Origin of the sequence: Aneurinibacillus tyrosinisolvens, from assembly GCF_001015055.1 — a bacterium.
In the GTDB taxonomy this organism is placed as follows: Bacteria; Bacillota; Bacilli; order Aneurinibacillales; family Aneurinibacillaceae; genus Aneurinibacillus_A; species Aneurinibacillus_A tyrosinisolvens.
The window spans coordinates 109,913-134,601 of sequence record NZ_BBWZ01000004.1; the positions used below are offsets into that span (position 1 = coordinate 109,913).

Below are 24,689 nucleotides of genomic sequence, written 5' to 3' on the forward strand. Positions count from 1 at the left end.
AAAATTCATTTTATCCCGAATCAGATGGGGGTCACGGTTGACATGATTCAAGTCAAAAATGTATGCAAGTCATTTGATTCTTTGCAGGTGTTGAATGGAATTAACCTGGAGGTCAAAGAAAAAGAAGTTGTTGTTTTAATAGGAGCAAGCGGATCCGGAAAAAGTACGCTACTGCGTTGCTTGAACTTTCTGGAAATTAATGATGAAGGAGAAGTCTGGCTCCAGGGCAAACGAGTTGATCCGCATAAAACAGATTTAAACAAAGTTCGTTCTGAAGTCGGCATGGTATTTCAGCATTTTAACCTGTTTCCTCACAAATCCGTTTTAGAGAATATCATTGAGGCTCCTGTTTATGTCAAGAAAATGAAGAAGAGTGAAGCCACGGACATTGCTTATGATTTGCTCGAGAAGGTAGGGTTGAAAGACAAGGCGGATGAATATCCGGATATGCTGTCAGGGGGACAAAAGCAAAGGGTGGCTATTGCCCGGGCTCTGGCCATGAATCCTCGTATTATGCTGTTTGACGAGCCTACTTCAGCCCTAGATCCGGAGTTGGTAGGAGAAGTACTGCAAGTAATGAAACAGCTAGCAAACGAGGGAATGACGATGATTGTAGTGACTCATGAGATGGGATTCGCCCGTGAAGTAGCTGACCGCGTCATATTCATGGGGGACGGGCAGATTCTCGAGCAAGCATCGCCCGAACAGTTCTTTGATCATCCGCAAACCGAAAGAGCCAAACAGTTTTTAAGAAGCATTTTATAAAACCAAAAAATATAGGGGGATTAAAAGATGAAGAAGAAATGGGTAACGGTTTTATTATCTACAATGATGACAGGCTCGCTCCTTCTAACCGCATGCGGGACCCAGGATACGGGAGGAAAAGCGGAACCAAAGGCAGATCCTAAAGCAGCGGAACAGAAAGAGTTTCATTATGCGATGAGTGGTCTGTACAAACCATTCAACTTTAAGGAGAATGGCCAGCTCACCGGTTTTGATGTGGAAATTGGCCAGGCGCTTGCGGAAAAGATGGGAATGAAGCCGGTGCCGGTAACAAACCCGTGGGAGACCATTGTTCAAGGGCTGCTGGCTAAGAAGTATGATGCGATCCTGGGGAGTATGACCATTACAGAAGAGCGATTAAAAGCAGTCAACTTTTCAAAACCTTACTACAGATCCGGGTCTGAAATTTTTGTAGCGGAAAGCAATCAGGACATAAAATCCCCCGATAGTTTAAAAGGCAAGAAAATTGGCGTTGTGAAGGCAAGTGTTTATAAAGATCTGGCCCTCAAGCACACTGACAAAGCTAACGTTGTTGAGTACGATAGCGACCTGACGGCCCTTATGGATCTGCCGACAAGCCGGCTTGATGCCGTTATCACGGATCAGATGGTTGGCCTTCGCATGATGAAGGAAGGAAAAGCTAAAATCAAAGATGTGGGGCAGCCTATGACTCATGATGACCAGGCGCTCGCCATTAGAAAAGAGGATAAAGAACTTGGGGCAAAAATAAACAAAGCGCTGGAGGAAATTATCAAAGACGGAACGTACGACAAAATCAGTGAGAAGTGGTTCGGCCGCAATATTCTGGGTGAACAGAAGTAACAGCAAGTCAGGGTGTCATCAGACACCCTTGTTTCCTAAAACGGGTTGAGGGTGAGTAGACATGATTGATATTTTTTTATCGACGTACAAGGTTTTTCCGGTGGCCGTCCTTCTTACATTGAAGCTGACCGTCACGTCCCTTATATTAGGAAGTGGAATCGGTCTTGTTTTTGCATTTTTTCGGCTTTCTCACAACAGGTGGCTTAACTATATTGCCAATTTATATATTACTGTCATTAGAGGAACACCGCTTATTGTACAAATTGCTATTCTATACTTTGGGATTTCCAGTGTCGTTACGCTCTCACAGTTTTGGGCCGGTGCATTGGCGTTAGCTGTACATAGCGGGGCATACATTGCCGAAATTTTCCGCGGGGCGATTCAGTCGATTGACCGTGGACAGATGGAGGCAGCACGTTCTCTAGGGATGCCTTACCCATTGGCGATGAGAAGAATTGTTCTCCCACAGGCGTTCAAAATAGCCATTCCTTCTCTCGGCAACCAGTTTATCATTGGATTAAAAGACTCCTCCCTTGTGGCCTATGTAGGAATGCAAGAATTATGGGGTTCGGCGCTAAGTGAAGCAGCATCCAACTTTCAACAAATGGATACGTACATCGTGGTAGGTTTATACTATCTTGTTCTCGTGCTGATTTTTTCATATGGTGTGAGCAAACTTGAATCGCGTTTTGATGTAAATGCCCGTAAAAGAAAGCAGACGAAAGCGAAGAAACGCAGTGAAGTTCTTGATATTTAAAATACAAAACAACAATTGTAATGGCAGGAGTTATCGTAATGATCCAATCCATTGATCGAGCAATGCTAATTATTAACCTTCTTACTTCAGAAAACTCCAAAGATGAGTGGCCCATAACCGAACTGGCGGAGAAAACATCTCTGCCTCTCGGCACGCTTCACAGGCTGCTCCGCTCCTTAATCGAGCACGGGCTTGTCGTCCAGGTGCCCGAAACAAAACAGTATAAAGCAGGGTACAAATGGATGGAAATTGGCCTGCGCCAGCTGGACAAAATTGATTTTCGGTTAGAGGCAAGAATTGTAATGGAACGCTTAGCAGGTGAAGTTGAGGAAAGCATCTATTTAAACATTGCGAGCGGTGCCGACGCAATCGTGATTGAGAAAATCGATAGTCCTTTAAAAATCAGGCTTGCCGAAAATCTCGGCATTCGAATCCCACTCTATGTTGGCGCTCCGAATAAAACCATCCTTGCGAATATGGAAGAACATGAAATCAGACAGACGATAAACCGCCTGAAGCTTTCTCCTGAAGAGGAACAAAAGCTGCTAAAGCAGCTGGCTGAAATAAAAAGAAACGGCTATGCTGTGAGCCAGAGCGAGAAGACGGAAGATACAGCCTCCGTGGCTGCCCCGATTATCGGGTACAACAACAAAGTAATCGCAGCCTTGAGTATTGGTGTACCCGGATTTCGCTTTACGGAGGAGCGTTTGCCGGAACTCATTGCGAAAGCAAAAGCTGCTGCAGAAGAAATCTCAAGAAAAATAGGGCGGATATAAGGGAGTCTCTCCCTTATTTTTTTAGCTAGAAACCGGAAAAGGTTTCCGTATTATGGAAAACGGGGGTAGTATGATGGGAAGCGTTACTACAAGTAAATGGCGGACAAAAACAGAACAGATGGAGCTTCTCTCCAGGCTCGTTAGATTTCCAAGCGTTACAGGTTCAAGGGCTGAAATTGCGATTGCGGATTATATTGAAGAGGAGCTGCGCGCTTTTTCGTATTTTCAGGAAAACGCAGACCATTTACAGCTTCATCCAACAGAAGATGGACGTAAAATTGTCACCGCTCTTGTAAAGAAAAGAGAGGATGTAAGAAACACGGTCATCCTTGTGAGTCATTTTGATGTCGTAGACATTCAGGATTACGGCAGATGGAAACCCATCGCTTTCGATGCTGGGAAATTAACAGCGGCCTTCTATAGCGATAAACAAAACATTCCTCTAGAAGTACAGAAGGATATTGAGCAGGGCAACTGGTTGTTTGGGAGAGGGACAATGGACATGAAGTGCGGACTTGTTTCTCACATGGCCATGATTGAGCAAGCGATTGGCGGAGCCTTTGATGGAAATGTTCTGCTGCTGGCTGTTTGTGATGAGGAAGTTAACTCTGTAGGAATGAGAACGGCGGTCCCGGTGTTGTTGGAGATGGCGGAGAAATACCGGCTGGAGTATAAAGCATGCTTGAATTCAGAGCCCATGTTTGCCCGCTATCCGGGAGATGAAAACAACTATATTTATACAGGATCTATCGGCAAGGTACTTCCCGGGTTTCTTTGTTATGGAAAGGAAACCCATGTCGGCGAGCCTTTATCAGGGCTTAATGCGAGTTATATGGTTTCTCAAATTACGAATCAGTTTGAATTAAATACGGAGTTTTGTGAGGTGGTCGAGGGAGAAGTGATGCCGCCACCTACGAACTTGCTGCAAAGGGACTTAAAAGAAGAATACTCGGTGCAAATTCCCCATCGTGCGGTGACATTATTCAATTTGTTCTTATTCGAAAAAACAATGGATGAAATCGTGGATCAATTGCGCGGCCTCATGAAAACCGCAGCTGTCTCTATTGAGCAAAACTACGCGAAACAGGCGGATAAGTTTGCTCAGCTGCAGCGCTCTACGCCAGGAACGATCAACATTAACGTGTTAACCTTCGAAGAATTGATGGCCTATGCAGTAAAAACATATGGGAAGGAAGAAGTGGACCATATTCAAACGGCCGCAATGGAGAGCAGGGCGGAAGGAGATGATCGTGAGGTTACGATTCGCCTTGTAGATCAAATGGCTGCATTGTGTAAAGAACTTTCTCCTATGATCGTTCTTTTCTTTGCGCCGCCGTATTATCCTGCTGTGAGCTCCCGAAAGGATCCGTATATTCAATCGGTGGTTGACGACATGATTACGTATGCGAAGACAAAGCATGAAGTGGTTCTGCAAAAGCAAAATTATTTCGGCGGAATATCTGATTTGAGTTATACTGGGTTGTCGCAGCCCATTTCTTCCCTCAATCCCCTTGTTTCGAATATGCCACTCTGGGAGAAAGGGTACACACTTCCTTTAGAAGGGCTAGAAGCGCTTAATTTGCCTGTATTGAACCTTGGGCCGGTGGGCAGGGATGCCCATAAGTGGACGGAGCGTTTGGATATTGATTATGCGTTTGAAACATTAGCGGATATGCTGCCTGTTGCTATAAATAAATTATTAACAGAAAACCGCTTAACATAAGTTTCAAAGTAAGTATAAAAAGCTGGTGTTGATAGCATCCCCTTGTAGTTGATAATGTGAAGAAGCCATTTGTTACAATGGCATTTCGCTGACAACTATGAGGGATTTTTTTACGCCCCCTCGTTATATAACGTTTGTGGATTCAGCCATTTACATTATTTATTTCTATTTGTTTTTTCATACAATATTGGATAATCATATCTTGATGTGCATTCGAAATTTCTTTGAACTTTACGCCATACTCAACTAGCTCTTGATTTGTAGGGGGGTGGATAATATTAACGATTTCGCCTTCAAACCCTATTTCCATAATCGTGGTTTTGTCCTTCTCAAAATATAAAATATCTTGTATATATGTTCCTTTTTTAAAGTACGGATTAACTCCTGAAAAACGAAAGCCGCCTCCACTTATGTTTATTATAGTTATTAACATATCATGTTGTTTCTTTCCCGTGTCTTCTAGGTCGGATACCAGAATTTTTGCATTAAGTAAAGCGGGGATACGTAAAAATTCTCTCCTTTGAATACGGTTGATTTCATCTCGTTCAGGTTTTTGTAAAACAATAGATGGAATATGCCCCGTTATTTTTTTGATGACTATCGTATTGAATTTGTATAACTCTTTTTCCATCCGGGATTCTTTCGTTAATTTTAGGAAAAAACCATTTTGATATGCACAGAGGGATGAGTATATAAATCAACAAACCCTCCCGTTGTTTCAATTAAGGGAGTAGTGGGATGAAACGGGTGAATAAATTTTATTTTCCCTTCCCTCCCATCAGATAAAAGAACCGATTTTCCGACAACAGAGGTCATAATTTGGTTAATAAATGTATGAAGAATTTCTGGATTCAATTTACCAAACCGCTCCGTGTGCATTTGGTTAATAACCTCATAGAATGAAAGTGGATTTCGGTAAACTCTTTTGGAAGTCATCGCATGAAAAATATCAGCAATGGCTACAATTTTACTAAACAGGTGTATTTGATTCGCCTTTAACTTATAGGGATAGCCACTGCTGTCTTCCCGCTCATGATGCTGTATAGCGACAGAAGCATAAAGACTGGGACAATTCTTTGTGTTTTGGATGATATCGTATCCGCAAATGGTATGCCTTTTCATTATTTTGTACTCTGTATCAGTTAATTTTCCTGGCTTGTTCAAAATATCATCGGGGATTTTTACCTTCCCTATATCATGAAGAAGAGCGGCAGTGACAAGTTGAGACAATTGTTCAGTATTTAGGTTTATCCATTTACCAATTAAGGTAGAGAGTACAGCAACAGCGATATTATGTCTGTAGGTATAATCATCCTTTGATTGCAAATGGGAGAGAACGGAAAAAACATCTTGGTTGTCTGATAGTTCGTAAACGGTAGGGATGATTACCCTTTCAATTTCTAGTAGAGGAATTTGGTTTTTTTCTTTTGTAAAATGAAAAATCTCCTTTATTTGTTGAGCAGTCTCTTGTATTATTGCTTCTTCTGGATTTACTATATCCTCTTTTTCCAGGAAGATTCGATTTTTAACCAGAAGTGTAATATGTATCTGCTGGAGTAAAATACCCTTAGTAAGTAGAAATCTTCCATCCTTTGATAGAATATCCCGCTTCAATTTCTTACCGATGAAGGTTTGTTGTAAAGCCATTCTATCCCCCCTTTTTACTTCGTAATTAGAATTTTTTGATAAATTTATGTTTAATGGTGCCGTTGTGCTGTAACATTGCTGTAAATCAAAAAAGTCTTTCTAAATTATAAACCTCCTTTAGTAGGATGATTTTCGTGAAATTTCCCTAAAATGGCATATAAGACCTGTGCATGTTGTCCTGTAAACACTATGATAACAAAACAAAAATAAAAAGTTTGTCGGAATCTGATAGAAGGTAAAATTTCTTTTTATATAAGTTGAACTAAGTGGTTTCATCCTATCGTGGTAGGTATTATCTTATAAAACCCACACGAGAGGATGCATCCAAGATGACGAATCAAGAAGAAATCCTAAAAATACAAACAGCGATGAAAGAAGCTAAGGATCGAAGATCCTATGAACGTTTTCAATCCGTCTATCTTTCCCTCAAGGGATATCCCCAGCGTGAAATTGCAGACATCACGGGGCGTTGTGTGAAAACCATTCACGTATTATTTATATTTATGATTTGTTTGGCTGCAGGGTTGAATATGATGAGGCGGGGTTCAATCTGGATGTAAATCATTACCAGTTTTTTGTCTTCTCATATTGGGTAACTAGTATTGGTTATATTAAATTTAGAAATGGAGTTGATTGATACATGGTCACTTTAAATGAAGGTAATATTCTTCAAATCTCTAATGGGTGCGAGTTACTTAGTATCAACGATGAAACAACGAATGGCATGACAATTTCTTATTATCGAGATGATATCGCTCTTTCCCTGTGTGCCCTCTACTCAGTAGACGAGATAAAAGAATTCTTAGCTAAGCAACGTCATCACTTAATTAATTCGAGCCAACAAACAAAGGCAAACGGCCAAAAGAAAGTCCTTCAAACCCTCTTTAGCAAAGTTGATATTAGAACGGGCGAAGAGAATGACTTTAAGGTCATCTTCTACTCAGAAGGTTTTATGTATCAATTCCATATGAATGAAGAAGAGTGGGATGCGATGATTTCATTAATGGCGCAGGTAACACATGAATATGTAAGTATGTGAAATTACATAATGTAAAAAAAGAGAAAGACAGCACAATCAAGAAAATTGATTGTGCTGTCTTTCTTCATTCCAGGAAAGATCTGCATTATAGATTAAAAATATTTAGTAAATGTTTAATTTATCAACATTTAATTTTTACAATGCGGTCAAAAATGGTTCATATATGATAATAGAATGATCAAAAACTAACGGTATATTAGGTGGAGTAAAGCAAGGAATGGTGCATTGTTCGACTGCCGCAGGATGACTTCTGAGTACATAACTGAGTGAAAAGGATGGTTGATAATGAGCATACCTAATGAAAGTGTAGAAATCAGAAGGAAGAGAGCCCTTCCGTTTTCGCAGGCCCTTATGTATTTCGTACAGCTCCGTCCCAGACAGTGGACCAAGAATCTATTGGTTTTTGCCGCACTTATTTTTTCTATTAAAAAATCGAATGTGGACATGCTGTTGCATTCGATCATCGGGTTTTTTCTTTTCTGCTTCGTGTCGAGTTGTGTGTATATACTGAATGACTTTGTGGACCGCGAAGCAGATCGGCAGCACCCGGAAAAGCGCCATCGTCCCATGGCATCCGGTGCGATTAACCCTTATGGAGCGCTGTTCCTGGGAGCCATCTTGCTTGTCTTTTCCCTGACAACGGCCTTTTCTTTTAGTCCGCTGTTCGCTGTTTTGCTAGTGGTTTATTTTCTGCTAAATGTGGCCTATTCGTTTAAGTTAAAGCATGTTGTCATTCTCGACATATTAATTATTGCTTCCGGCTTTCTCTTTCGTGCCATCGGCGGCGGGCTGGTAATTGGCGTACAGCTTACTCCATGGTTCCTCATTTGTACGCTTCTGCTTTCCCTGTTCCTTGCGATTAGTAAAAGAAGGCATGAGCTGCATTTGCTTGAGGGAAATAAGGGTGCGCATAGAAAAGTGCTCGATTCCTACTCGTTTGATTTGCTAAATCAGTTCAACAGTATTGTAACAACGGCAACGATTATGAGCTATGCACTGTTTACCTTCACATCCGGCCATACCATTTATCTGATGTGGACGCTTGTGTTTGTGCTTTACGGCATTTTCCGCTATTTGTATTTAATTCATATGGAGGATAAAGGCGGGAAGCCGGAGAAAGTGCTGTTCGAAGACCGGCACATTCTGGTAACGGTCATGCTGTACGCATTCTCGGTTGTGCTTATTCTTGTCTATTTTGAATAATAGAAAAACATGGGGGAAACGAAATGAAATACGTGTGGCTGCTGGCGTCTGTCCTGCTCGGCGTCATCGGACAGCTATTAATGAAATGGGGGCTCACAAGTCCAAAGCCGCTCTGGAGTCAGGGGCCCGCCGTTCTTAAAATGTTGAGTTCCTGGCCAGTTCTGGCCGGGCTCTTTTCCTACGCAGTAAGTTCTTTATTCTGGCTGGTTACATTGAAGCAAATGAATATTAGCGTCGCATATCCCATGGTCAGCCTTGGGTATGTAGTCGTTGTCCTGGCCGGATATTATCTGTTCAATGAATCGATTTCGGGCATGAAATGGGCAGGAATGGTTTTCATTATGCTGGGCGTTTTTTTTTATCTCAAGGTCGTAGCGGTGGAGAAGTATGACGGAGGAAAGGTATATGAAAGAATTTCATAGTTATGTATTTGCATTACTTCCTTTTATCGCCTGGGTTGCATCAGGCTGCATGAAATTTGCCATTAATTCGTACAAACATGGCAGGGAAGCGAGGCAGCATGTCGGGAACGGCGGGTTCCCAAGCACCCACACATCGGTTATCTCCTCTGTGGCCATGCTCATTGGATTTACAGAAGGGTGGGATACACCCTTATTCGGATTAAGTGTTGCCGTTGTGTTCATCGTTATTATTGATGCGACAGGCGTGCGCAGGGCCGTGGGTGAAAATTCCCGTTTTATTAACATACTGGTCCAGCGGGATCCCGGCAGTGAACAGGCCAACCTGAGAGAAAAGCAGGGCCACACGAAAACAGAAATTGTTGGCGGCCTTTGCGTCGGTACGCTGGTAGCATGGATCGCTTCTTTCTGGGTATAACCATATCTGCAAGAACAAGTAACCAAAGTAAAAAGTAAGGAGAGAAAGAGATGAACGACCGAATCAAGAATACAAGCCTGCTAATAGGTATTACCATGCTTGTCTTTACAGCTGCGGCCTTTGTCGTTGCCTCGCTGCTGTTTCTCGTGGGCGTTCCGATTACAGCCGTCCATTTGTTTATTGCGCTTGCCGCGACGGCGGTGTTCATATGGTTTATGGCGAAAGCTTATTTCCCGGAGAGATACCCGTTTTATTTTGGGATTAGTTTTCTTGCGTCAGCCGTATTGTTTGGTATTTTTCTTATGGTCAGCGGTCACTTCTATGATTTAAGCTACGATGGACAGGCGTATCACCAGGAAGGAATTCTTCGCCTGGCAGCCGGCTGGAATCCGGTCTATGATAAATCGCTCGGTGATCAGGGAGCTCCTTATGCAATCTGGATCGACCACTATGCGAGAGGCAACGAAATTGTCGCTACTGTCCTGTATGCGGTGACTGGAAAAATTGAAATGAGCAAAGTGTTTAATTTTGTTCTTATGCTAAGCTCGTTCTTTCTCTCCTTCGCCGCACTTGCTGCAGTTCTGCCGAAAAAATGGGGCAGATGTGCGATTCTCGCCCTGCTTGTTGCCTGCAACCCGATAAGCATCTATCAATCCCTAAGTTTCTACGTCGATGGACAGCTCAGTTCGCTCCTTGTCTGTCTGGTCGCGCTCGGTGTTTTACTTTACTTACAGGCTAATAAATACCTGATTGCCACCATTTCGCTTTGCATCATCGTAACGGTCAACAATAAATTTACGGCGATAGGGTATGCCGGTGTTCTATGTATCGGGCTTGTTCTGGCGCTGTACATTACACAAAAATATGATTTGCTGAAAAAATTAATCATTGTAATGGCGGCAAGTGCCATTGTTGGAACGGTTATCCTTGGGTTAAATCCGTACGTTACAAATACGATGAAGTTCGGGAATCCCTTTTATCCGCTGGCCGGGAACGGTTCGAAAGACGTTGTCGCCGCTTTTACACCGACTAGCTTTTTGACCATGAGCCGGCTCGATCAGGCCATCCACTCTTATTTCGCAGTGACGGAGCCAAACACCACGGATCGGGATGTCACAAAGCTAAAAACACCTTTTACATTCAGCTCAGCGGAACTGGAAACATTCGGAACACCGGATACCGCGATTGGTGGATTTGGGCCCTTGTTCAGCGGTGTGATTATACTGTCTCTGCTTATCCTGGCCATGGCGTTTTTGTTTAATATTCCGCGAACATTCGTTGTGCTTGGCATGCTTTGTATTCTAATTGTCTCTGCTTTTATCAACTATGCCGCCTGGTGGGCACGGTACGTTCCGCAGCTCTGGATGGTTCCGTTTGTGATTGCGCTGCTGGGCTTCAGTTTTAAAGAACGCAAGGTGATTCGGGGGTTAAGCTGGTTAATGGTCGCAGTACTATTCGTTAATGTCTCCCTCGTTTCCTTTTCCTACTTTAGTCTGCAGTCTCAGTGGAACGAAAATCTAAAAAAGCCAGCTGAAAGCACTCAAGCAATCTCCGCAGCCGGTTACCGCGTACTTCTCTTATGCGTTTTCCAATAAAAACAGGTTCAAGGAAAATGGTATCGCGTTTAAAGAAGTGAAAGACGAGCCCAAAGGCAGTTCAGTATTCGAGCTGGATCATTCCGGAACGATGGTGAGCACCGGAGGGACAACTGTAGGGAAGTACTGACGGGCGGTTCATCTAAAAACAAAGAAATGAGGGATAAAAATGGGAAAGTATTTTGGAACAGATGGCGTACGTGGAATTGCGAATGCACAGCTTACGCCTGAACTCGCTTTTAGAATTGGCCGCGTAGGCGGCAGTGTGCTGACCGGACAGAAGCAAGCTGAAAGGCCGAAGGTAGTTATCGGAAGAGATACACGTATATCCGGCCAGATGCTTGAGAGTGCGTTAGTTGCGGGATTGTTGTCGGTCGGAGCTGAAGTGGTTCGTCTGGGTGTGATTCCTACATCAGGCGTTGCTTTCTTGACACGTGCAATGGAAGCGGACGCTGGTGTGATGATTTCCGCTTCGCACAACCCGTTTCCGGATAATGGCATCAAATTCTTCGGCAGCAATGGGTTTAAGTTAAGTGACAAAACAGAATTACAAATCGAGCACGCTCTTGAGGCGGCGGAAGACACGCTTCCAAGGCCTACCGGTACAAGCGTTGGTTTCGCAGCTGAGCATTTGGCAGGCGGCCAACAATATCTTTCCCATCTGAAGAGCACGGTGGCGCAACGCTTCGAAGGTCTAAAAGTGGTGTTGGACTGCGCCAATGGAGCTGCCTCATCGCTTGCTCCTTTATTATTCGCTAATATGGGGGCGGAGGTCGTCACCATTGGAGACGAGCCGAACGGTTCCAATATTAATGAGCAGGTAGGCTCTACACACCCGGAACAATTGCAGGCGGAAGTGTTGAAGCATAAAGCAGATATCGGATTGTGCTTTGATGGGGATGCTGACCGCTGCCTCGCTGTGGATGAAAACGGCCTGATGGTTGACGGTGATGCCATTATGGCCATTTGTGCCCGCGCCTTAAAAACAAAGGGAAGGCTGCACAACAACGCGATCGTTACGACCGTTATGGCGAATCTTGGCTTCTTTAAAGCAATGGGAGAGCAGGGCATCAATACGACCAAAACCGCGGTCGGCGATCGCTACGTCGTAGAAGAGATGATTCGCGGCGGCTACAATCTTGGCGGCGAACAGTCGGGGCATATTATTTTCCTCGATCATAATACGACCGGTGACGGACTGTTAACCGGACTGCAGCTGCTTACGATTGTGAAGGAATCAGGCCAGCCGCTGTCTGAATTAAAACAGGTGATGACCCATTATCCGCAGCTGTTGGTTAATGTTCCGGTCGTTGATAAAACAAGGCTGGCCGGTAATAAAGCGGTTCTACAGGCAATTGAGGAAGCGGAGACAGAACTTGCGGGTAACGGACGGGTATTGGTTCGCCCATCCGGGACAGAGCCATTGGTTCGCGTCATGGCAGAGGGGCCGGATAAGGAGCAGCTGGAATCACTGGTACAAGCCATTGCCAGAACAGTCGAGCGGGAATTAGGTTCAGTTCTCGTTACGAATTAGAAGAAACCAGAAACAAAATGAAAGTAGTAAAGCCCTACACTTAGGATAGATAAGGTAGGGCTTTTGCTTATTTAGCATCTACTCTTTTAAAGCAGACCAACTTTCATAATTATGAATTGCCTCTCCGGAAAAAGAAAGGCTGCTTGAGAGTGTTCTGTTTACTGTATCTAACTCCCTCATCATGCTCGCTTTTCCTTTTGCATAGAAGCTGCTGTTCTCTTCGTCATTGTTCATCGTTTCTACCGCAACGATCACGGGCTTTCCATTCTTTGCGGCTTCATCCAGCGGAGTGGAACAGGCCTGGATAATGCCCTGGGCATTGTCGATGTAGGCCATTAAGGTGACTTGATCCAGTTTGCCAAACATCCAATTCGAAAGGGTTGTTCTGCCGCCGTGCCCGTCACGCACATCGAACCGATGCAGCCATACCGGCAAATCAGCGCCCGTGGTTAAATGAGGGTTCTCGGATTTCACCTCATCAACAAAGCCGCTGACCGTATCCATCCATAGGCCGAGCACCTTATCCTGGTCGCTCTTAAATTGTGAAAGGACATGGGCTTCCACGTCGAGATGAATGCCATTAAACCGTTCAACAGGCCGAACGCTGTTATTGTAGGCATTTACCCAGTGGACGAACTGATAAAGCCTGTCCTGGTGTTCCGGAAGCACCCAGTCCGGGGCTCCTCCCAATGCATGAACTTCAATGCCGCGATCTGAGGCCTCGCTTATGAAGGTACGGTAGACGTCACCCGGTATGTCTGCATCTATTTGCAAATACAAGAGGGTAACGCTGTTATGCGAAAGAAAATCAAGGGTCTTATCTTTTTCCTTCCAAATCGAATATGTATTCCATAGCCAGGTCGCTTTCTCAGGCTGTTCTGCGGCATAAACCTTATTCGAAAGACCGCCTTGCAATGGAATGAAGAGAGACGATACGGCTACAGTCAGACATACAACCATTACTTTTGCAATAAAGCCGGATGAGATCTTTTTTCTTTTCACTCGTTACCTCCCTATCAAAAATTGTTTTCATGTTGATAATAGTATTGGTTCCTTAATTAGAAAATAGGCACTTAGTTGTTTTCTGGAGGAGGGTTTTTATTTGTTTAAAAACAAAATGAGCAGGAGGATAGTTATAACCCTCCTGACTACAAGCATGATTATTACAGCGGTGTGGAAATTGACGACACCGGAGATGTACATGGGGACCTGGATATGGAACGCTTCGATACTTGAGAAACAGCAGCAAAGTATTTTGCATTTTGCCTTGCAAAATCATATTACCCATCTCTATGTTTGGGTAAATCCCGCCAACGCTAAAAAAGAAACGTATCAAAAATTTATCCAGGCAGCGAACAGGAACCACATCAAAGTAGAAGCGCTTGCTGGTGATCCGGCCTGGGCAACCCTGGAGGGACAAAAAAATATCACGCAATTTATTACGTGGGTTAAAAATTACAACCAATCCGTAAGCCCGCCGTATCGTTTTTCAGGTATTCATCTGGACATTGAACCTTATTTACTGCCGGATTGGAACACGAATCGGGAGAAAGTGGTGAAAGAATGGGTGTTGAATATGGATACGGTTTCCCGGGTAACAAAAGAAAGCCTGCCAGGCTTGACCAGGACAGTTGATTTGCCTTTTTGGGTTAATTCTTTGAAAGTCCCTGCTTCAAATGAAAATGTAAGTATCTGGATGATGAAAAAATTTGACCGCATTTCCATTATGGCTTACCGGGATGCGGGAGTTGGATCCAATAGCATCTATGAACTGTCTGCTCCTATCATCCAGGAAGCCGGTCAATTAAATAAAAGCGTAATTATTGATGTTGAAATGAATCCGGTTCAGGAGAGCGGCGATACAACGTTTAACAAGAAAGGGACACATAAAATGAAGCAGGAGTTAAAAAAAGTGGAGAATGAATTGTATTTTTCTTCAGGATTCCTTGGATTTGCTGTTCATGATTATTCCGCGTGGAAACGTTCCTATGAAGGTGAATAAGAACAAACTTTACAATGCGGTTAAAAATGGTTCATAAATGATAATAAAATGATCAAATTATATTTGTATAGTAGAGAAGGCAGGCGAGGACAGGTATTAAGAAGGAGGTGTTCCATATGGACGAGAGGGTCTTGGAAAATCTTATTTATTCCACATACATCTTGTTTACCCTCATTGTCATTGTTTTAGTCGTTCTTTTTAGTTTAAGAAGCAGGGCGATCTGGCAGGAACGCCAAACGAGGTATTATCTGCAGAAATATCAAAGCTATTTTGACTATGTTAAAGTACACCTCCATGACAGGGCACCGCTCCAAAAACCGAATGGTCCGCTGACGAAGAGAGAGCTTGGGGTTATTCAAAAAAAGCTGTTTGACTGGATGGGGAAAATCGTTGGTGCTGAACGCGATAAACTAACAAATCTATGCCGCGAACTTGGTCTGGTGGAGCTCAATATGCAAAGGCTGCGCAGCGAAATTCACGGAACCAGGCTGGACGCAGTCCACAACCTGGGTGTTATCCAGGCGAAAGAAGCGGTGCCGGCACTTCTGCAGCTGCTTGAGGAGGAAAAGTATGGTCCACCCGCTTTTGTCATTGCCAGAGCCATTGCCAAATGCGTGCAAAATGAAGAAGAGCTCGACAAGATGGTCCGTATTTTGGTGAAACACCGTAAACAGTCACATTCGCATCTGCTCGTAGTTGATGTGCTTGCCCAATCTCGAATCGACTGCACCTCTATGCTTTACCGTTATTTGACAGAGAGGGACGAGAAGTTTGTGAGAATTGCCATGACTGCACTCCATAATCAATTCATTCCTGGCGTACACGATCTTTTATGGTCTTTCGTTTGGTCAAACGACCCGGAACTGAGAATATTGGCCGTTCAAGCCATTGTCCGTCAGGGAACAAAAATGAAACGGGAGCAGATGAGAGAGCTTATGCAGCATGAGGATGCAACCGTTCGCGCCGAAGCCGCCGATGCGTTTGGCCATCTCGGAATGGTATCTGTTATTTCTCTTTTAAAGGAAGGGATGAAAGATTTCGACTGGCGTGTAAGGTACAACAGCGCCAAAAGCTTAATTCGGCTTGGTGATGCCGGCTTTCGGGCTTTATGCGAGGTGGCGGTATACGAGGAGGAGACTCTTCAGGCGTCCCTGGCAGCCGATATGATTGAGGAAGAACTGTCTAAAGGATCGTTTTACTCCAAAGACCTGGAGCAAACCATTCGCCACAATAACCGGCTTCGTATTTACCGGCAGTTTTTTATGCAGGCGGGCAGTGCCCGGTTAAGTTCTTAGAAAGGAGGGGGATCGTGAAAGGTTTACTTCTGGGCTACGCTCTCTTTGCTTTTTTTTCTGTTATCGTCGTGTACCTGTTTTATTTGGTTATTATGCTCGTTTCGTATAAACGGATTATTCGTATTATTAAAGGATCGAAATACTCCAAATACGACGAGTTGTCGGGCTCCGAGTACGTTCCGCCCGTCTCCATCCTGGTTCCTTCCTATAATGAGGAACTGACCATTATTGAGAGCGTGCGGTCTCTTTTGAATCTCAACTATCCCAGGTATGAAGTTATCGTCATTAACGATGGATCGAGGGATGATACACTCAAGCTGTTAATTGACGAATTCAACCTGATACCCAAGACCACATACTCGGTTGGACAAGCACTTGAAGCGATGCCGCTCAGGGGAGTGTATCACAATCCCCGCTATCCTAAGCTTTATGTTGTGGATAAGGAAAACGGCGGGAAGGCAGATGCTCTGAACGCAGGTGTTAACGTGTCCCACTATCCGCTCGTCGCAACGATTGATGCGGATTCATTACTGGAAAAAGACGCCTTAATCCGGCTCGCCAGCGTATACATGGAAAATCCTGAGGAAACCGTTGCGATCGGGGGCAATGTACGTGTGGCGAATGGATGTGATATTGAAAACGGGATCGTGACGAAAGTGCGCCTCCCCGATAAATTATTGCCGATGTTCCAGAACATTGAATACTTGAAGTCCTTCCTTGCAGGAAGGATCGGTTGGAGTGCCATTAACGGGCTCCTCATTGTATCGGGCGCATTCGGCCTTTTCCGGAAAGATTACTTAGTCAAGGTTGACGGCTACCGGGACGGCTTTCCTGGCGAGGATATGAACATTATTATTAAGCTGCACAAACATATGATGGATAACGATCTTCCATACCGGATTGCGTACTGTCCGGACGCGGTATGCTGGACACAGGCACCGGAATCGCTGCGTATTCTAAAGAGCCAGCGTAAACGGTGGGCACGTGGCAACATTAAAAATATTTTTAAATACAGCAGTATGATGTTCGTTCCTAAGTACAGAGCGGTGGGGCTTCTATCGATGCCGTATACGCTGATTTTTGAAACACTCGGGCCTTATTTAAAGGTGACCGGTTATCTGGCGCTTATCGGACTGATTTTAGAAAATATGGCTAATTACAAGGTGATGCTATTTATTCTGGGGATAAGCTTGCTTGTCGAGATTTTATTCAGCTGCGGTGCCTTGCTCATTGAGGAAATCGCGTTTAGGCGGTACCCGCAATTTAAGGATCTTGTGAAAATGATGTTTTATTGCATTCTAATGACACTTGGTTATAACCAGATTAATGTGTTCTGGACCATTCTCGGCCATATTGACTTTATACGTAAAGACGATTCGTGGGGAACCATGGTCCGAACAAGCTGGAAAAAGGAAGCCGCTTGATACAAGATACAATAATCAATAGGAGTGATAAGAGATGTCGACACGAGTGCTGGAAACGGTGAGGGAAACAGACCTTATTATGAATGGGATTAATCAGGCATTGGTAGAATTGGACCGGAAGACTTGCGGTGTAATTCTTGGGAAATATGTGTTAGATACAAGCCAGCGAGAGCGGTTGAAAGAAGTAGTGGCAGGCCACGAACCCGATATGGCTGTGAACTTATTATACAAAAATGCTGTGCTGGCCATTTTGCTGCCAGACAAAGATCTGAGCTACACGCATTTTCTTTCTTTATCCGTACAGCAGTTTCTGCAGGAAGAGAACCTGCCCGGCGGGAACATCCTCATAGCGGACTTCAACCGCTTGTCAAATGAAACAGATGTACAGCAAATGCTTCATACGCTGCAGGAAGAAGCAGACTATGAAAACACGATTCTAATGTATAACCCGTCAGAAGCAAAAAAAGAAAAATCTACGATCCTCATTATCGATGATGACGAAGCGGTTGGAGAACTGCTTGATTCCAGATTGATGATGAAAGGCTATGAAGTATATAAAGCGAATAGCGGCCTAGAAGGGATGCGCCTGTTTGATGCCGTATCACCGGATTTGGTCATCACAGAATTGTCACTGCCCGTTTACGACGGATATGAGGTCATTCGCACGATCCGCAATAAAGCATATGAGGACTGCGACATTATGGTGCTATCAAACAACCGTTTAGAACGGGACATTAGCACATGCTTTGAGATGGGTGTATCCGATTATATAACGAAGCCGTATTCCCCGGTGGAAGTCGAGGCACGAATTCGCCGTATTCTGGAGTAGGTGCTTTGAAAAATATGAAGAGAAACATAAGGTTACGTATGAGTATCGGGCTTGTGGCCGTTCTGGTGGCCAGTTATTTTAGCTGGCACCAGTTTCAAACTGCCGGGGCGGAAACGACATCTGTGGAGAACGTAAAACTAGCTAATGGAATGAACGTGAAATTTCGGACAGAGGGCGAAAAAATCGAAATTTATAAGGATAAGAAATGGCAGCCTTTCTTTTCCAAAGGAGTGAACGTCGGAGCAACCTACCCTGGCCATGATCCTGGTGAATTGGCGACCGATCAAAAAACGCTTTTGCGCTGGTTTGCTCAGATTCAAAATATGGGGGCAAACGTCATCCGGGTATACACGATCCATAACCCGATTTTTTATAAAACTCTGGTTGAGTACAACCAGGCACATAAGGATAACCCCCTTTATTTTATTCAGGGGGTGTGGTCGCCCGAGGAACAGATGTTAAAAGATTATGACGCGCTTAGTGGTTCTTCGCTGAAAGCTTTCAAGAAAGAAATCATTTACGCCGTGGGAGCTGTCTACGGGGACATCGATATTCCAGCAGAGAGCGGGAAAGCGAGCGGCAAATACAGGGCAAACGCCGGTCCTTATTTGCTAGGCTGGAGTGTCGGGACGGAGTGGGATCCTGAATTGGTTGATAACACGGATCAGGTACATAAAGGAACACCGCCGTTCCAGGGCGATTATTTTAAAGCGAAAGAAAATGCGACACCGTTTGAAAGCATGCTGGCGGAAATGCTCAACACACTTGCGACGTTTGAAAGCAAGGAAGGCTGGCAACATCCATATACCTTTACCAACTGGGTAACAACGGATCCATTGAAACATCCGGGAGAAGTTGAACGCAATGAGGATTTGGTAAGTGTGGACGCTGCACATATCCAGCCAGCAAACTGGCAGGCCGGGTATTTTGCTTCTTTCCATGCTTATCCGTACTACCCGGATTTCTTCCGGTTTGATCAGACGCTCACGAACGTTAAAAATGATAAGGGTGAAGTGGACACCTACAAAGCGTATCTTCGCCAGTTGAAGAAGCACTTTAAGGGGATGCCCGTTATGATTACCGAGTTTGGCGTTCCTTCCTCGCTTGGAGTGGGGCACCTGACCGGCCTGGACAGGAATCAGGGCGGCAACACGGAGGAAGAACAGGGAAATATTAACGCGGACCTGCTCCACGAAATTGTTCAGGAGAACTATGCCGGGGCGATTCTATTCGAGTGGCAGGACGAATGGTTTAAGCGAACGTGGAACACAATGGATTATGAAATGCCGGCCGATCGGCGGAAGTACTGGCTGAACGTTTTAACGAATGAGCAGTTATTCGGAATTGACGGATATTTCTCGAGCAAGGATGGCCCGCTGAAAATCGATGGAAATATGAATGACTGGAAACAAATAGAGGATAAAAAAGAATGGAACCCCGGTGTGCCTGGCTGGAAGAAAATGCAGGTGGCGCACGATGAAGCTTACCTTTACATTGCCGGTGAACTGGACCACAATTTCGATTCGGACAAAGAAATGCTGTATGTTGGAATGGATACGGTTAAAGGTGGAAACCGGCATGCCAGGGAGATGGGGAACCGGAAGCTAAGTGAAGGAATAGAGACACTCATTTCAATTGGCAAACAGAGCCAGGTAAGCATGGCGTCGAATTACAATTTTCACACCCGGCTGTGGGGTGAAATGAAAGGGAATTTCCCTGTAAATCCGATGGAGATGAAGGATGATTCCGGCGTCTTTACACCGTGGAAATTAATTATTGATAAGAAGAGCAAGCCGCCGCAGGAAGTAAGAGATCGTCCGTATAAGGATATACAAATGGGTGAATTGCGACGCGGAACGACGGATCCGGCGGATCCAAACTACAATTCTCTTGCTATGTGGCAGGCCAAAGGGAACGTAGTTGAGATGCGAATTCCCTGGATGCTGCTCGGTTTTTCGGACCCAAGCTCCTTAAATGTTATCAATTATGCTAACGACGGCAAGAAATTGCAAACGGAGAACGTTGATGGCATTCATTTGGTTCCGTGGATGGTTGACGGACAAACAAACCAGGTTAAAGGTCTTGGAGATGGTAAAGCTGCCGCGGATGTTTCGAAAATGCCTATGTACACATGGGAGCCGTGGGACGAAGCCCATTTTCAGGAAAGATTGAAGAAAAGCTACGCGATTATGCAGAAAGCTTTCCGGGAGATACCTGAAACTACGAACCAATAAAAACAAAAAGAGGGTTCCTGTCTTATCAGGAACCCTCTTTATTATTATGGTTTCATGTTTCTCCAGCTATCATAATAATGTACCGCAGTCCCTCCAAAGCCTGTTTTAGACGCAAAGCTGGATGATACTTTCGCCAGCTCACTTCTCATATAAGCTTCCCCTTCTTCATAAAACGTGATATACGGCGTCTCCAATATGTTCATTGTTTCGACTGCTATGACTGCCTTTTTCCCGTATTTTCCAGCGTAATCCACTTCTGTAGCAGACAGCGTAACAATGCCATTATCACCATCTGCCTGATCTCGGTACGCCATGACGGATACACCATCGACATTCTTGATAATCCACTCCGCTAAATTTCCGCTCAAATAAACGCTGTTCGTATAGGTGACGGTGTCATACCAAAAAGGAATATCACATTCCAAAGTAAGCTGGTTGGAAGCTGCAGAGGCCTTAAAGATCATCATCATATCCTGGAATCTTTTTATTAGGGCTTCTCTATTCGTATTCCATTCATCTGATAAATAGGGTTCTACATCCAAATGAATGCCTTTGAATGTCCCGGAACCAGGATATTGTGTTTTAAATTTCCCCACCCAATCTATAAACTTCTGGTATTCGCCTTCATTACCGGCAGCAGCCCAGGCTGGGCTGCCATTCAATGCGTATACATCAATGTTTTTTTGATTTGCTTTTATTATGAAATCGTGATAGGAAGCAGAACTAATCGTATAGGAGATTTGAAGATAAAGTTTATTTACCCCTTTGCTTTCCAAAAACGTTAAAGCTTCGTTCGGGTGTGTTTCAATTATCGAAGCATCCCATATCCAGGTCGCCATTGTCTTTGTTTCAGTCGCCATTGTTTTATTTACCACAGGTGTTGTCATGTTTACCCCGGGCAATATTTTTTTTGTGACAAATGTTCCCTTGTATCCCCCTGCTGCGTGGATTACGTTTGGACCGAGTAAAGAAAAAACAAACAAAGAAAAAATAACAAAAAACTTCTTGAACATCTCATTACCTCCGGTGACTGTATAAATTATCCTGATTCTAAAGGAGTTTTTTATTGGTAAATCGAATCACTTACTTTATACTTGTAGTCATTTATTCTTTCATTTTTTTATATCGGAGGATATATTTGTATCTTTTATACTTTTTTAAAAAAATTACTTTTTTGTATCTTGAACCTGCCAAGGACAAATCATATTTCAAGGAAAAGCCACAATACTTGAGAAGTGGAGTAGAAACAAATTTTCAAATATTCTAAATAGAAGCAGGGAAAAAGAACTCTTTTGCGAATATTTATTAGGACTAAAGGAGGGGAGAATTTTGACAATGAGTAGTGTAAAAAGCAAGTTAATATCCATCATTTTAGTATCCATCATGTTTCCTACATTGATTTTAGGCCTACTTAGTTACTCATCAACAAGGAATGCTCTTATAGAATCTGGAATGACTGATCTTTGGAACATTACCAATAACAGCTACAATTCAGCCGTTGCTTTGAACGACCAGGTAAAAAAAGGGAAAATAACGAAAGAAGAGGCCCAATCAGAGATGCAGCTCCTGCTAGTTGGACCGAGGAATTCAGACGGAACACGTGATCTATCGAAAAGTACAGTTAAAGTAGGAACAACCGGTTATATTTTTGCTCAAAATTCAAATGGTGTGCTTACGATGCACCCTAAATCGGAAGGCAAAAGTATCTGGGACACCCAGGGCGGTGTAGGTAAGTTGATCGCAGAAAAAAAGAACGGAATCGTTCACTATGCATGGAAAAATCCGGGAGAGGACCACGCCCGTGATAAAATTGTTGTCTTAAAGTATTTTGAACCATGGGATTGGATTATTGCTGTCGGTTCTTATGACGAGGAATTTTACAGCGCGGCTAACGATATCAAAATCCATATGTATATTACACTGGCTATCGAATTTATTGTAGGCTTCATTCTTGCCTGGTTCATGGGTAACCGCCTGACCAACCCGCTGGTTTCAATTGGAACCCTTATGGAACAGTTGGGACAGGGTAACTTGAAGAACCGATTGGAATTTACGAAGCGGCGGGATGAATACGGGACGCTGGCACATCACTTCAACCAGGCACTTGATAACTTATCGGATCTAATACGCAAAGTGAACGATACGTCTGTTCAGGTTGCTGCCTCGTCTGAAGAATTAACTGCAAGCGCCGAACAAAGTGTCAAAGCTACTGAACTGATTGCGACATCCATCGAACAAGTGGCCAGTGGCACAGAGACTCAAACCGAAAACACTGAACAGAGTGCCAGAGCTATGGAAGAGATGTCTAAAGGAATTCAACGTATTGCCGAAAATTGTTTTGTAGTGTCAGAAGCCTCTAATGGAACAGCGGAGCTGGCGGAGACAGGCGGACAATCGATACAAAAGGTAGTGCGTCAAATGAATTCAATCCAGAAATCTGTTAATGATTCCGATGCGACAATCAACCAGTTATTTGATCACTCCCAAGAAATTGAAAAGATTTTGGGCGTAATCACCGGGATTGCTGATCAGACTAATTTATTAGCGTTGAACGCGGCAATTGAAGCAGCCCGGGCAGGAGAGTATGGACGCGGATTTGCCGTTGTGGCTGATGAAGTAAGGAAGCTGGCTGAACAATCTTCAGTTTCTGCCGGCCAAATTACGAACATCATAACAAAAATACAGAGTGATACGAAGATTTCAGTGGATGTAATGGATCAAGTAAAGAAAGAAGTTGGATCAGGGATTGATGTGGCTTATGAAACTGAACGTAACTTTACGGAGATTTTACACTCGATGAAACGTGTTGCTGATCAAATTCAAGACATGTCTGCCATAGCTCAGCAAATGTCAGCCGGTACCGAGCAGGTTTCAGCTTCTATCTCTCACATTGCCCAGGTTTCTAGAGGAACATCTGCAAGCAGTCAAAACGCTGCAGTTTTTGCGGAGAAACAGTTGGCTCCAATGGAGGAAATCACATCTTCCGCTGCGGCCCTTTCCAAAATGGCGGAAGAACTGAGTAATCTTCTTGGAAAGTTTAAAGTGTAACCCTATACGTAAGAAGCATATATTCTTTTCCTTTGTATAGAAGTGGTTGGTCACACTTCTATTTTTACACAGGATGAGGGTATATGCCTTTTTTATGGTAAAGTACAAATTTATGTTATTCTTATATGAAAAATATCTGCTCATTGAAGAGGTAAGTACCCGATTTGGTGTTTTTAATGTGTTAGATACCTCGTTTAAATTATTCGAAAAAAAACGAGATTTTTTAACAAATTGTACAATCAATTGTATTCAAAACAAAAATTTATAACTATAATAAGAAATTGTAAATTAGTTTAAACCGAATAAGGAGGGTGGTATGTTTAATGTTTAAATGGAGGCAATTTGGACGGATTTTGCTGTTTATATTGATTTTTGGCATTGTCTCTTATTTATTCTTGCCATTGTTTTCTGTATTTGTGAGCAAAAGTCCATCTTTACTGTTTGAGAAATTAAACAGTGATATTACATATAGTGCGCTGCTGTTAAGTTTGCAAACGACAGGTATTTCCTTGGTCATTATTATTCTATTTGGAACCCCGCTGGCCTATTGGTTAGCTAAAAGTGATTTTGTTGGCAAAGAATGGTTGGAAGTCGCTTTGAAAATGCCAATTGTTGCTCCAACGGCAGTCGTTGGGGTCGGGTTGCTGTTGGTGTTTGGGCAGCGGGGAATGTTAGGGAATATGCTGTCCTTTTTGGGGATTGAGATTCCTTTTACCTGGATTGCTGTGGTATTCGCTCAAGTATTTATGGCCACCCCATTTTTCGTGACAACAGCAAGACAAGCTTTTGAGGCAGTAGATAATCAGTTACTTGCTGTGTCACGGACATTAGGTGTAACGCCCTGGCATACGTTCTGGCGGGTGACCATTCCATTAGCACTACCTGGATTGTTATCGGGGGTAGCGCTTAGCTGGGCGCTAGCCTTAGGCGAATTTGGGGCAACAATGATGTTTGCAGGAAACTTACCGGGCAAGACGCAAACACTACCGCTAGCGATTTATACAGCGATGGAATCAGATGCTGACGTAGCGGTGGCCATATCCGCTTTGCTCTTAACCGTATCGTTTTTACTGCTTTTGCTGGTTAGTTTCATAGATAAAATAATGCATAAAACAATATCCAGATAGGAGAGGAGGGCTCC

The 24,689-nt window shown here is 43.7% G+C and carries 23 protein-coding genes; 19 read left to right on the plus strand and 4 right to left on the minus strand.

Annotation, left to right across the window (positions count from 1 at the left end; genetic code table 11):
* The first annotated feature begins 42 nt into the window (after nucleotides 1–42).
* The 5 genes from MBEAL2_RS05420 to MBEAL2_RS05440 all read left to right on the plus strand — a co-directional run bounded on the left by MBEAL2_RS05420 (nucleotide 43) and on the right by MBEAL2_RS05440 (nucleotide 4,861).
* Complete coding sequence (locus MBEAL2_RS05420) at nucleotides 43–765, plus strand: amino acid ABC transporter ATP-binding protein (RefSeq protein ID WP_047151312.1); 723 nt, start codon at nucleotides 43–45, stop codon at nucleotides 763–765.
* Between the two features lie 27 nt (nucleotides 766–792).
* Nucleotides 793–1,605: an ABC transporter substrate-binding protein gene (locus MBEAL2_RS05425; RefSeq protein WP_047151313.1), complete on the plus strand. Its 813-nt coding sequence runs from the start codon at nucleotides 793–795 to the stop codon at nucleotides 1,603–1,605.
* Nucleotides 1,606–1,666: 61 nt separating this feature from the next.
* Nucleotides 1,667–2,362, plus strand: coding sequence for an amino acid ABC transporter permease (locus MBEAL2_RS05430; protein ID WP_047151314.1), 696 nt, complete (start codon nucleotides 1,667–1,669; stop codon nucleotides 2,360–2,362).
* A 38-nt stretch (nucleotides 2,363–2,400) separates the two neighbouring features.
* On the plus strand, nucleotides 2,401–3,138 hold the full coding sequence (locus tag MBEAL2_RS05435; RefSeq protein WP_047151315.1) for an IclR family transcriptional regulator: 738 nt from the start codon (nucleotides 2,401–2,403) through the stop codon (nucleotides 3,136–3,138).
* 52 nt (nucleotides 3,139–3,190) lie between these two features.
* A complete protein-coding gene (locus MBEAL2_RS05440; RefSeq protein WP_236692693.1) occupies nucleotides 3,191–4,861 on the plus strand; it encodes a M20/M25/M40 family metallo-hydrolase in 1,671 nt (556 codons plus the stop codon).
* Nucleotides 4,862–5,003: 142 nt separating this feature from the next.
* Here MBEAL2_RS05440 and MBEAL2_RS05445 read toward each other — a convergent pair whose 3' ends face one another.
* Together MBEAL2_RS05445 and MBEAL2_RS05450 are read right to left on the minus strand one after the other, a co-directional pair.
* Nucleotides 5,004–5,492 carry a flagellar brake protein gene (locus MBEAL2_RS05445; RefSeq protein ID WP_047151317.1) on the minus strand — a complete coding sequence of 163 codons (489 nt, stop codon included), beginning with the start codon at nucleotides 5,490–5,492 and terminating at the stop codon, nucleotides 5,004–5,006.
* 20 nt (nucleotides 5,493–5,512) lie between these two features.
* A complete protein-coding gene (locus MBEAL2_RS05450) occupies nucleotides 5,513–6,508 on the minus strand; it encodes an HD-GYP domain-containing protein (RefSeq protein WP_047151318.1) in 996 nt (331 codons plus the stop codon).
* Nucleotides 6,509–6,837: 329 nt separating this feature from the next.
* On the opposite strand from MBEAL2_RS05450, the gene MBEAL2_RS05455 reads away from it, so the two are divergent.
* The 7 genes from MBEAL2_RS05455 (at nucleotide 6,838) to glmM (ending at nucleotide 12,716) form a co-directional block, all read left to right on the plus strand.
* The gene (locus tag MBEAL2_RS05455; RefSeq protein ID WP_052947501.1) at nucleotides 6,838–7,068 is read left to right on the plus strand and encodes a hypothetical protein; all 231 of its coding nucleotides are present in this window, start codon (nucleotides 6,838–6,840) and stop codon (nucleotides 7,066–7,068) included.
* Between the two features lie 80 nt (nucleotides 7,069–7,148).
* Nucleotides 7,149–7,547, plus strand: coding sequence for a hypothetical protein (locus MBEAL2_RS05460; RefSeq protein WP_047151319.1), 399 nt, complete (start codon nucleotides 7,149–7,151; stop codon nucleotides 7,545–7,547).
* A gap of 285 nt (nucleotides 7,548–7,832) precedes the next feature.
* The gene (locus MBEAL2_RS05465) at nucleotides 7,833–8,750 is read left to right on the plus strand and encodes a decaprenyl-phosphate phosphoribosyltransferase (protein ID WP_047151320.1); all 918 of its coding nucleotides are present in this window, start codon (nucleotides 7,833–7,835) and stop codon (nucleotides 8,748–8,750) included.
* Between the two features lie 23 nt (nucleotides 8,751–8,773).
* Entirely contained in the window at nucleotides 8,774–9,172 is a 399-nt protein-coding gene (locus MBEAL2_RS05470; protein WP_052947502.1) for an SMR family transporter, read from the plus strand.
* Nucleotides 9,156–9,587, plus strand: a complete 432-nt coding sequence (locus MBEAL2_RS05475; protein ID WP_047151321.1) for a divergent PAP2 family protein — start codon at nucleotides 9,156–9,158, stop codon at nucleotides 9,585–9,587. Before MBEAL2_RS05470 ends, MBEAL2_RS05475 begins: the two co-directional genes overlap by 17 nt.
* A 50-nt stretch (nucleotides 9,588–9,637) precedes the next feature.
* A complete protein-coding gene (locus MBEAL2_RS05480) occupies nucleotides 9,638–11,182 on the plus strand; it encodes a hypothetical protein (RefSeq protein ID WP_047151322.1) in 1,545 nt (514 codons plus the stop codon).
* A gap of 169 nt (nucleotides 11,183–11,351) precedes the next feature.
* The gene (gene glmM / locus MBEAL2_RS05485) at nucleotides 11,352–12,716 is read left to right on the plus strand and encodes a phosphoglucosamine mutase (RefSeq protein WP_047151323.1); all 1,365 of its coding nucleotides are present in this window, start codon (nucleotides 11,352–11,354) and stop codon (nucleotides 12,714–12,716) included.
* Nucleotides 12,717–12,794: 78 nt separating this feature from the next.
* On the opposite strand, the gene MBEAL2_RS05490 is transcribed toward glmM, so the two are convergent.
* Nucleotides 12,795–13,718, minus strand: a complete 924-nt coding sequence (locus MBEAL2_RS05490) for a hypothetical protein (protein ID WP_082129773.1) — start codon at nucleotides 13,716–13,718, stop codon at nucleotides 12,795–12,797.
* A gap of 100 nt (nucleotides 13,719–13,818) precedes the next feature.
* Between MBEAL2_RS05490 and MBEAL2_RS05495 the strand changes: the two genes are divergently transcribed.
* The 5 genes from MBEAL2_RS05495 to MBEAL2_RS05515 all read left to right on the plus strand — a co-directional run bounded on the left by MBEAL2_RS05495 (nucleotide 13,819) and on the right by MBEAL2_RS05515 (nucleotide 20,500).
* Nucleotides 13,819–14,718: a hypothetical protein gene (locus MBEAL2_RS05495; protein ID WP_152667714.1), complete on the plus strand. Its 900-nt coding sequence runs from the start codon at nucleotides 13,819–13,821 to the stop codon at nucleotides 14,716–14,718.
* Between the two features lie 116 nt (nucleotides 14,719–14,834).
* Nucleotides 14,835–16,013 (plus strand): HEAT repeat domain-containing protein, encoded by a 1,179-nt coding sequence (locus tag MBEAL2_RS05500; protein ID WP_047151325.1) that lies wholly within the window; start codon nucleotides 14,835–14,837, stop codon nucleotides 16,011–16,013.
* Nucleotides 16,014–16,027: 14 nt separating this feature from the next.
* The gene (locus MBEAL2_RS05505; protein WP_047151326.1) at nucleotides 16,028–17,437 is read left to right on the plus strand and encodes a glycosyltransferase family 2 protein; all 1,410 of its coding nucleotides are present in this window, start codon (nucleotides 16,028–16,030) and stop codon (nucleotides 17,435–17,437) included.
* 34 nt (nucleotides 17,438–17,471) lie between these two features.
* A complete protein-coding gene (locus MBEAL2_RS05510) occupies nucleotides 17,472–18,266 on the plus strand; it encodes a response regulator transcription factor (RefSeq protein ID WP_052947503.1) in 795 nt (264 codons plus the stop codon).
* Nucleotides 18,267–18,280: 14 nt separating this feature from the next.
* Nucleotides 18,281–20,500 (plus strand): hypothetical protein, encoded by a 2,220-nt coding sequence (locus MBEAL2_RS05515; RefSeq protein WP_047151436.1) that lies wholly within the window; start codon nucleotides 18,281–18,283, stop codon nucleotides 20,498–20,500.
* Nucleotides 20,501–20,544: 44 nt separating this feature from the next.
* On the opposite strand, the gene MBEAL2_RS05520 is transcribed toward MBEAL2_RS05515, so the two are convergent.
* A complete protein-coding gene (locus MBEAL2_RS05520; protein WP_052947504.1) occupies nucleotides 20,545–21,513 on the minus strand; it encodes a hypothetical protein in 969 nt (322 codons plus the stop codon).
* A 322-nt stretch (nucleotides 21,514–21,835) separates the two neighbouring features.
* Between MBEAL2_RS05520 and MBEAL2_RS05525 the strand changes: the two genes are divergently transcribed.
* Complete coding sequence (locus tag MBEAL2_RS05525; RefSeq protein ID WP_047151438.1) at nucleotides 21,836–23,548, plus strand: methyl-accepting chemotaxis protein; 1,713 nt, start codon at nucleotides 21,836–21,838, stop codon at nucleotides 23,546–23,548.
* A 323-nt stretch (nucleotides 23,549–23,871) separates the two neighbouring features.
* Nucleotides 23,872–24,675 carry an ABC transporter permease gene (locus MBEAL2_RS05535; protein WP_047151328.1) on the plus strand — a complete coding sequence of 268 codons (804 nt, stop codon included), beginning with the start codon at nucleotides 23,872–23,874 and terminating at the stop codon, nucleotides 24,673–24,675.
* The last annotated feature ends 14 nt before the right edge of the window (nucleotides 24,676–24,689 follow it).

Bases quoted from the DNA above. Each gene is read 5' to 3' on its own strand.
- MBEAL2_RS05420 (WP_047151312.1), top strand. From the start codon at position 43: ATGATTCAAGTCAAAAATGTATGCAAGTCATTTGATTCTTTGCAGGTG.
- MBEAL2_RS05425 (WP_047151313.1), top strand. From the start codon at position 793: ATGAAGAAGAAATGGGTAACGGTTTTATTATCTACAATGATGACAGGC.
- MBEAL2_RS05430 (WP_047151314.1), top strand. From the start codon at position 1,667: ATGATTGATATTTTTTTATCGACGTACAAGGTTTTTCCGGTGGCCGTC.
- MBEAL2_RS05435 (WP_047151315.1), top strand. From the start codon at position 2,401: ATGATCCAATCCATTGATCGAGCAATGCTAATTATTAACCTTCTTACT.
- MBEAL2_RS05440 (WP_236692693.1), top strand. From the start codon at position 3,191: ATGGAAAACGGGGGTAGTATGATGGGAAGCGTTACTACAAGTAAATGG.
- MBEAL2_RS05445 (WP_047151317.1), bottom strand. From the start codon at position 5,492: ATGGAAAAAGAGTTATACAAATTCAATACGATAGTCATCAAAAAAATA.
- MBEAL2_RS05450 (WP_047151318.1), bottom strand. From the start codon at position 6,508: ATGGCTTTACAACAAACCTTCATCGGTAAGAAATTGAAGCGGGATATT.
- MBEAL2_RS05455 (WP_052947501.1), top strand. From the start codon at position 6,838: ATGACGAATCAAGAAGAAATCCTAAAAATACAAACAGCGATGAAAGAA.
- MBEAL2_RS05460 (WP_047151319.1), top strand. From the start codon at position 7,149: ATGGTCACTTTAAATGAAGGTAATATTCTTCAAATCTCTAATGGGTGC.
- MBEAL2_RS05465 (WP_047151320.1), top strand. From the start codon at position 7,833: ATGAGCATACCTAATGAAAGTGTAGAAATCAGAAGGAAGAGAGCCCTT.
- MBEAL2_RS05470 (WP_052947502.1), top strand. From the start codon at position 8,774: ATGAAATACGTGTGGCTGCTGGCGTCTGTCCTGCTCGGCGTCATCGGA.
- MBEAL2_RS05475 (WP_047151321.1), top strand. From the start codon at position 9,156: ATGAAAGAATTTCATAGTTATGTATTTGCATTACTTCCTTTTATCGCC.
- MBEAL2_RS05480 (WP_047151322.1), top strand. From the start codon at position 9,638: ATGAACGACCGAATCAAGAATACAAGCCTGCTAATAGGTATTACCATG.
- glmM (WP_047151323.1), top strand. From the start codon at position 11,352: ATGGGAAAGTATTTTGGAACAGATGGCGTACGTGGAATTGCGAATGCA.
- MBEAL2_RS05500 (WP_047151325.1), top strand. From the start codon at position 14,835: ATGGACGAGAGGGTCTTGGAAAATCTTATTTATTCCACATACATCTTG.
- MBEAL2_RS05510 (WP_052947503.1), top strand. From the start codon at position 17,472: ATGTCGACACGAGTGCTGGAAACGGTGAGGGAAACAGACCTTATTATG.
- MBEAL2_RS05515 (WP_047151436.1), top strand. From the start codon at position 18,281: ATGAAGAGAAACATAAGGTTACGTATGAGTATCGGGCTTGTGGCCGTT.
- MBEAL2_RS05520 (WP_052947504.1), bottom strand. From the start codon at position 21,513: ATGTTCAAGAAGTTTTTTGTTATTTTTTCTTTGTTTGTTTTTTCTTTA.
- MBEAL2_RS05525 (WP_047151438.1), top strand. From the start codon at position 21,836: ATGAGTAGTGTAAAAAGCAAGTTAATATCCATCATTTTAGTATCCATC.
- MBEAL2_RS05535 (WP_047151328.1), top strand. From the start codon at position 23,872: ATGTTTAAATGGAGGCAATTTGGACGGATTTTGCTGTTTATATTGATT.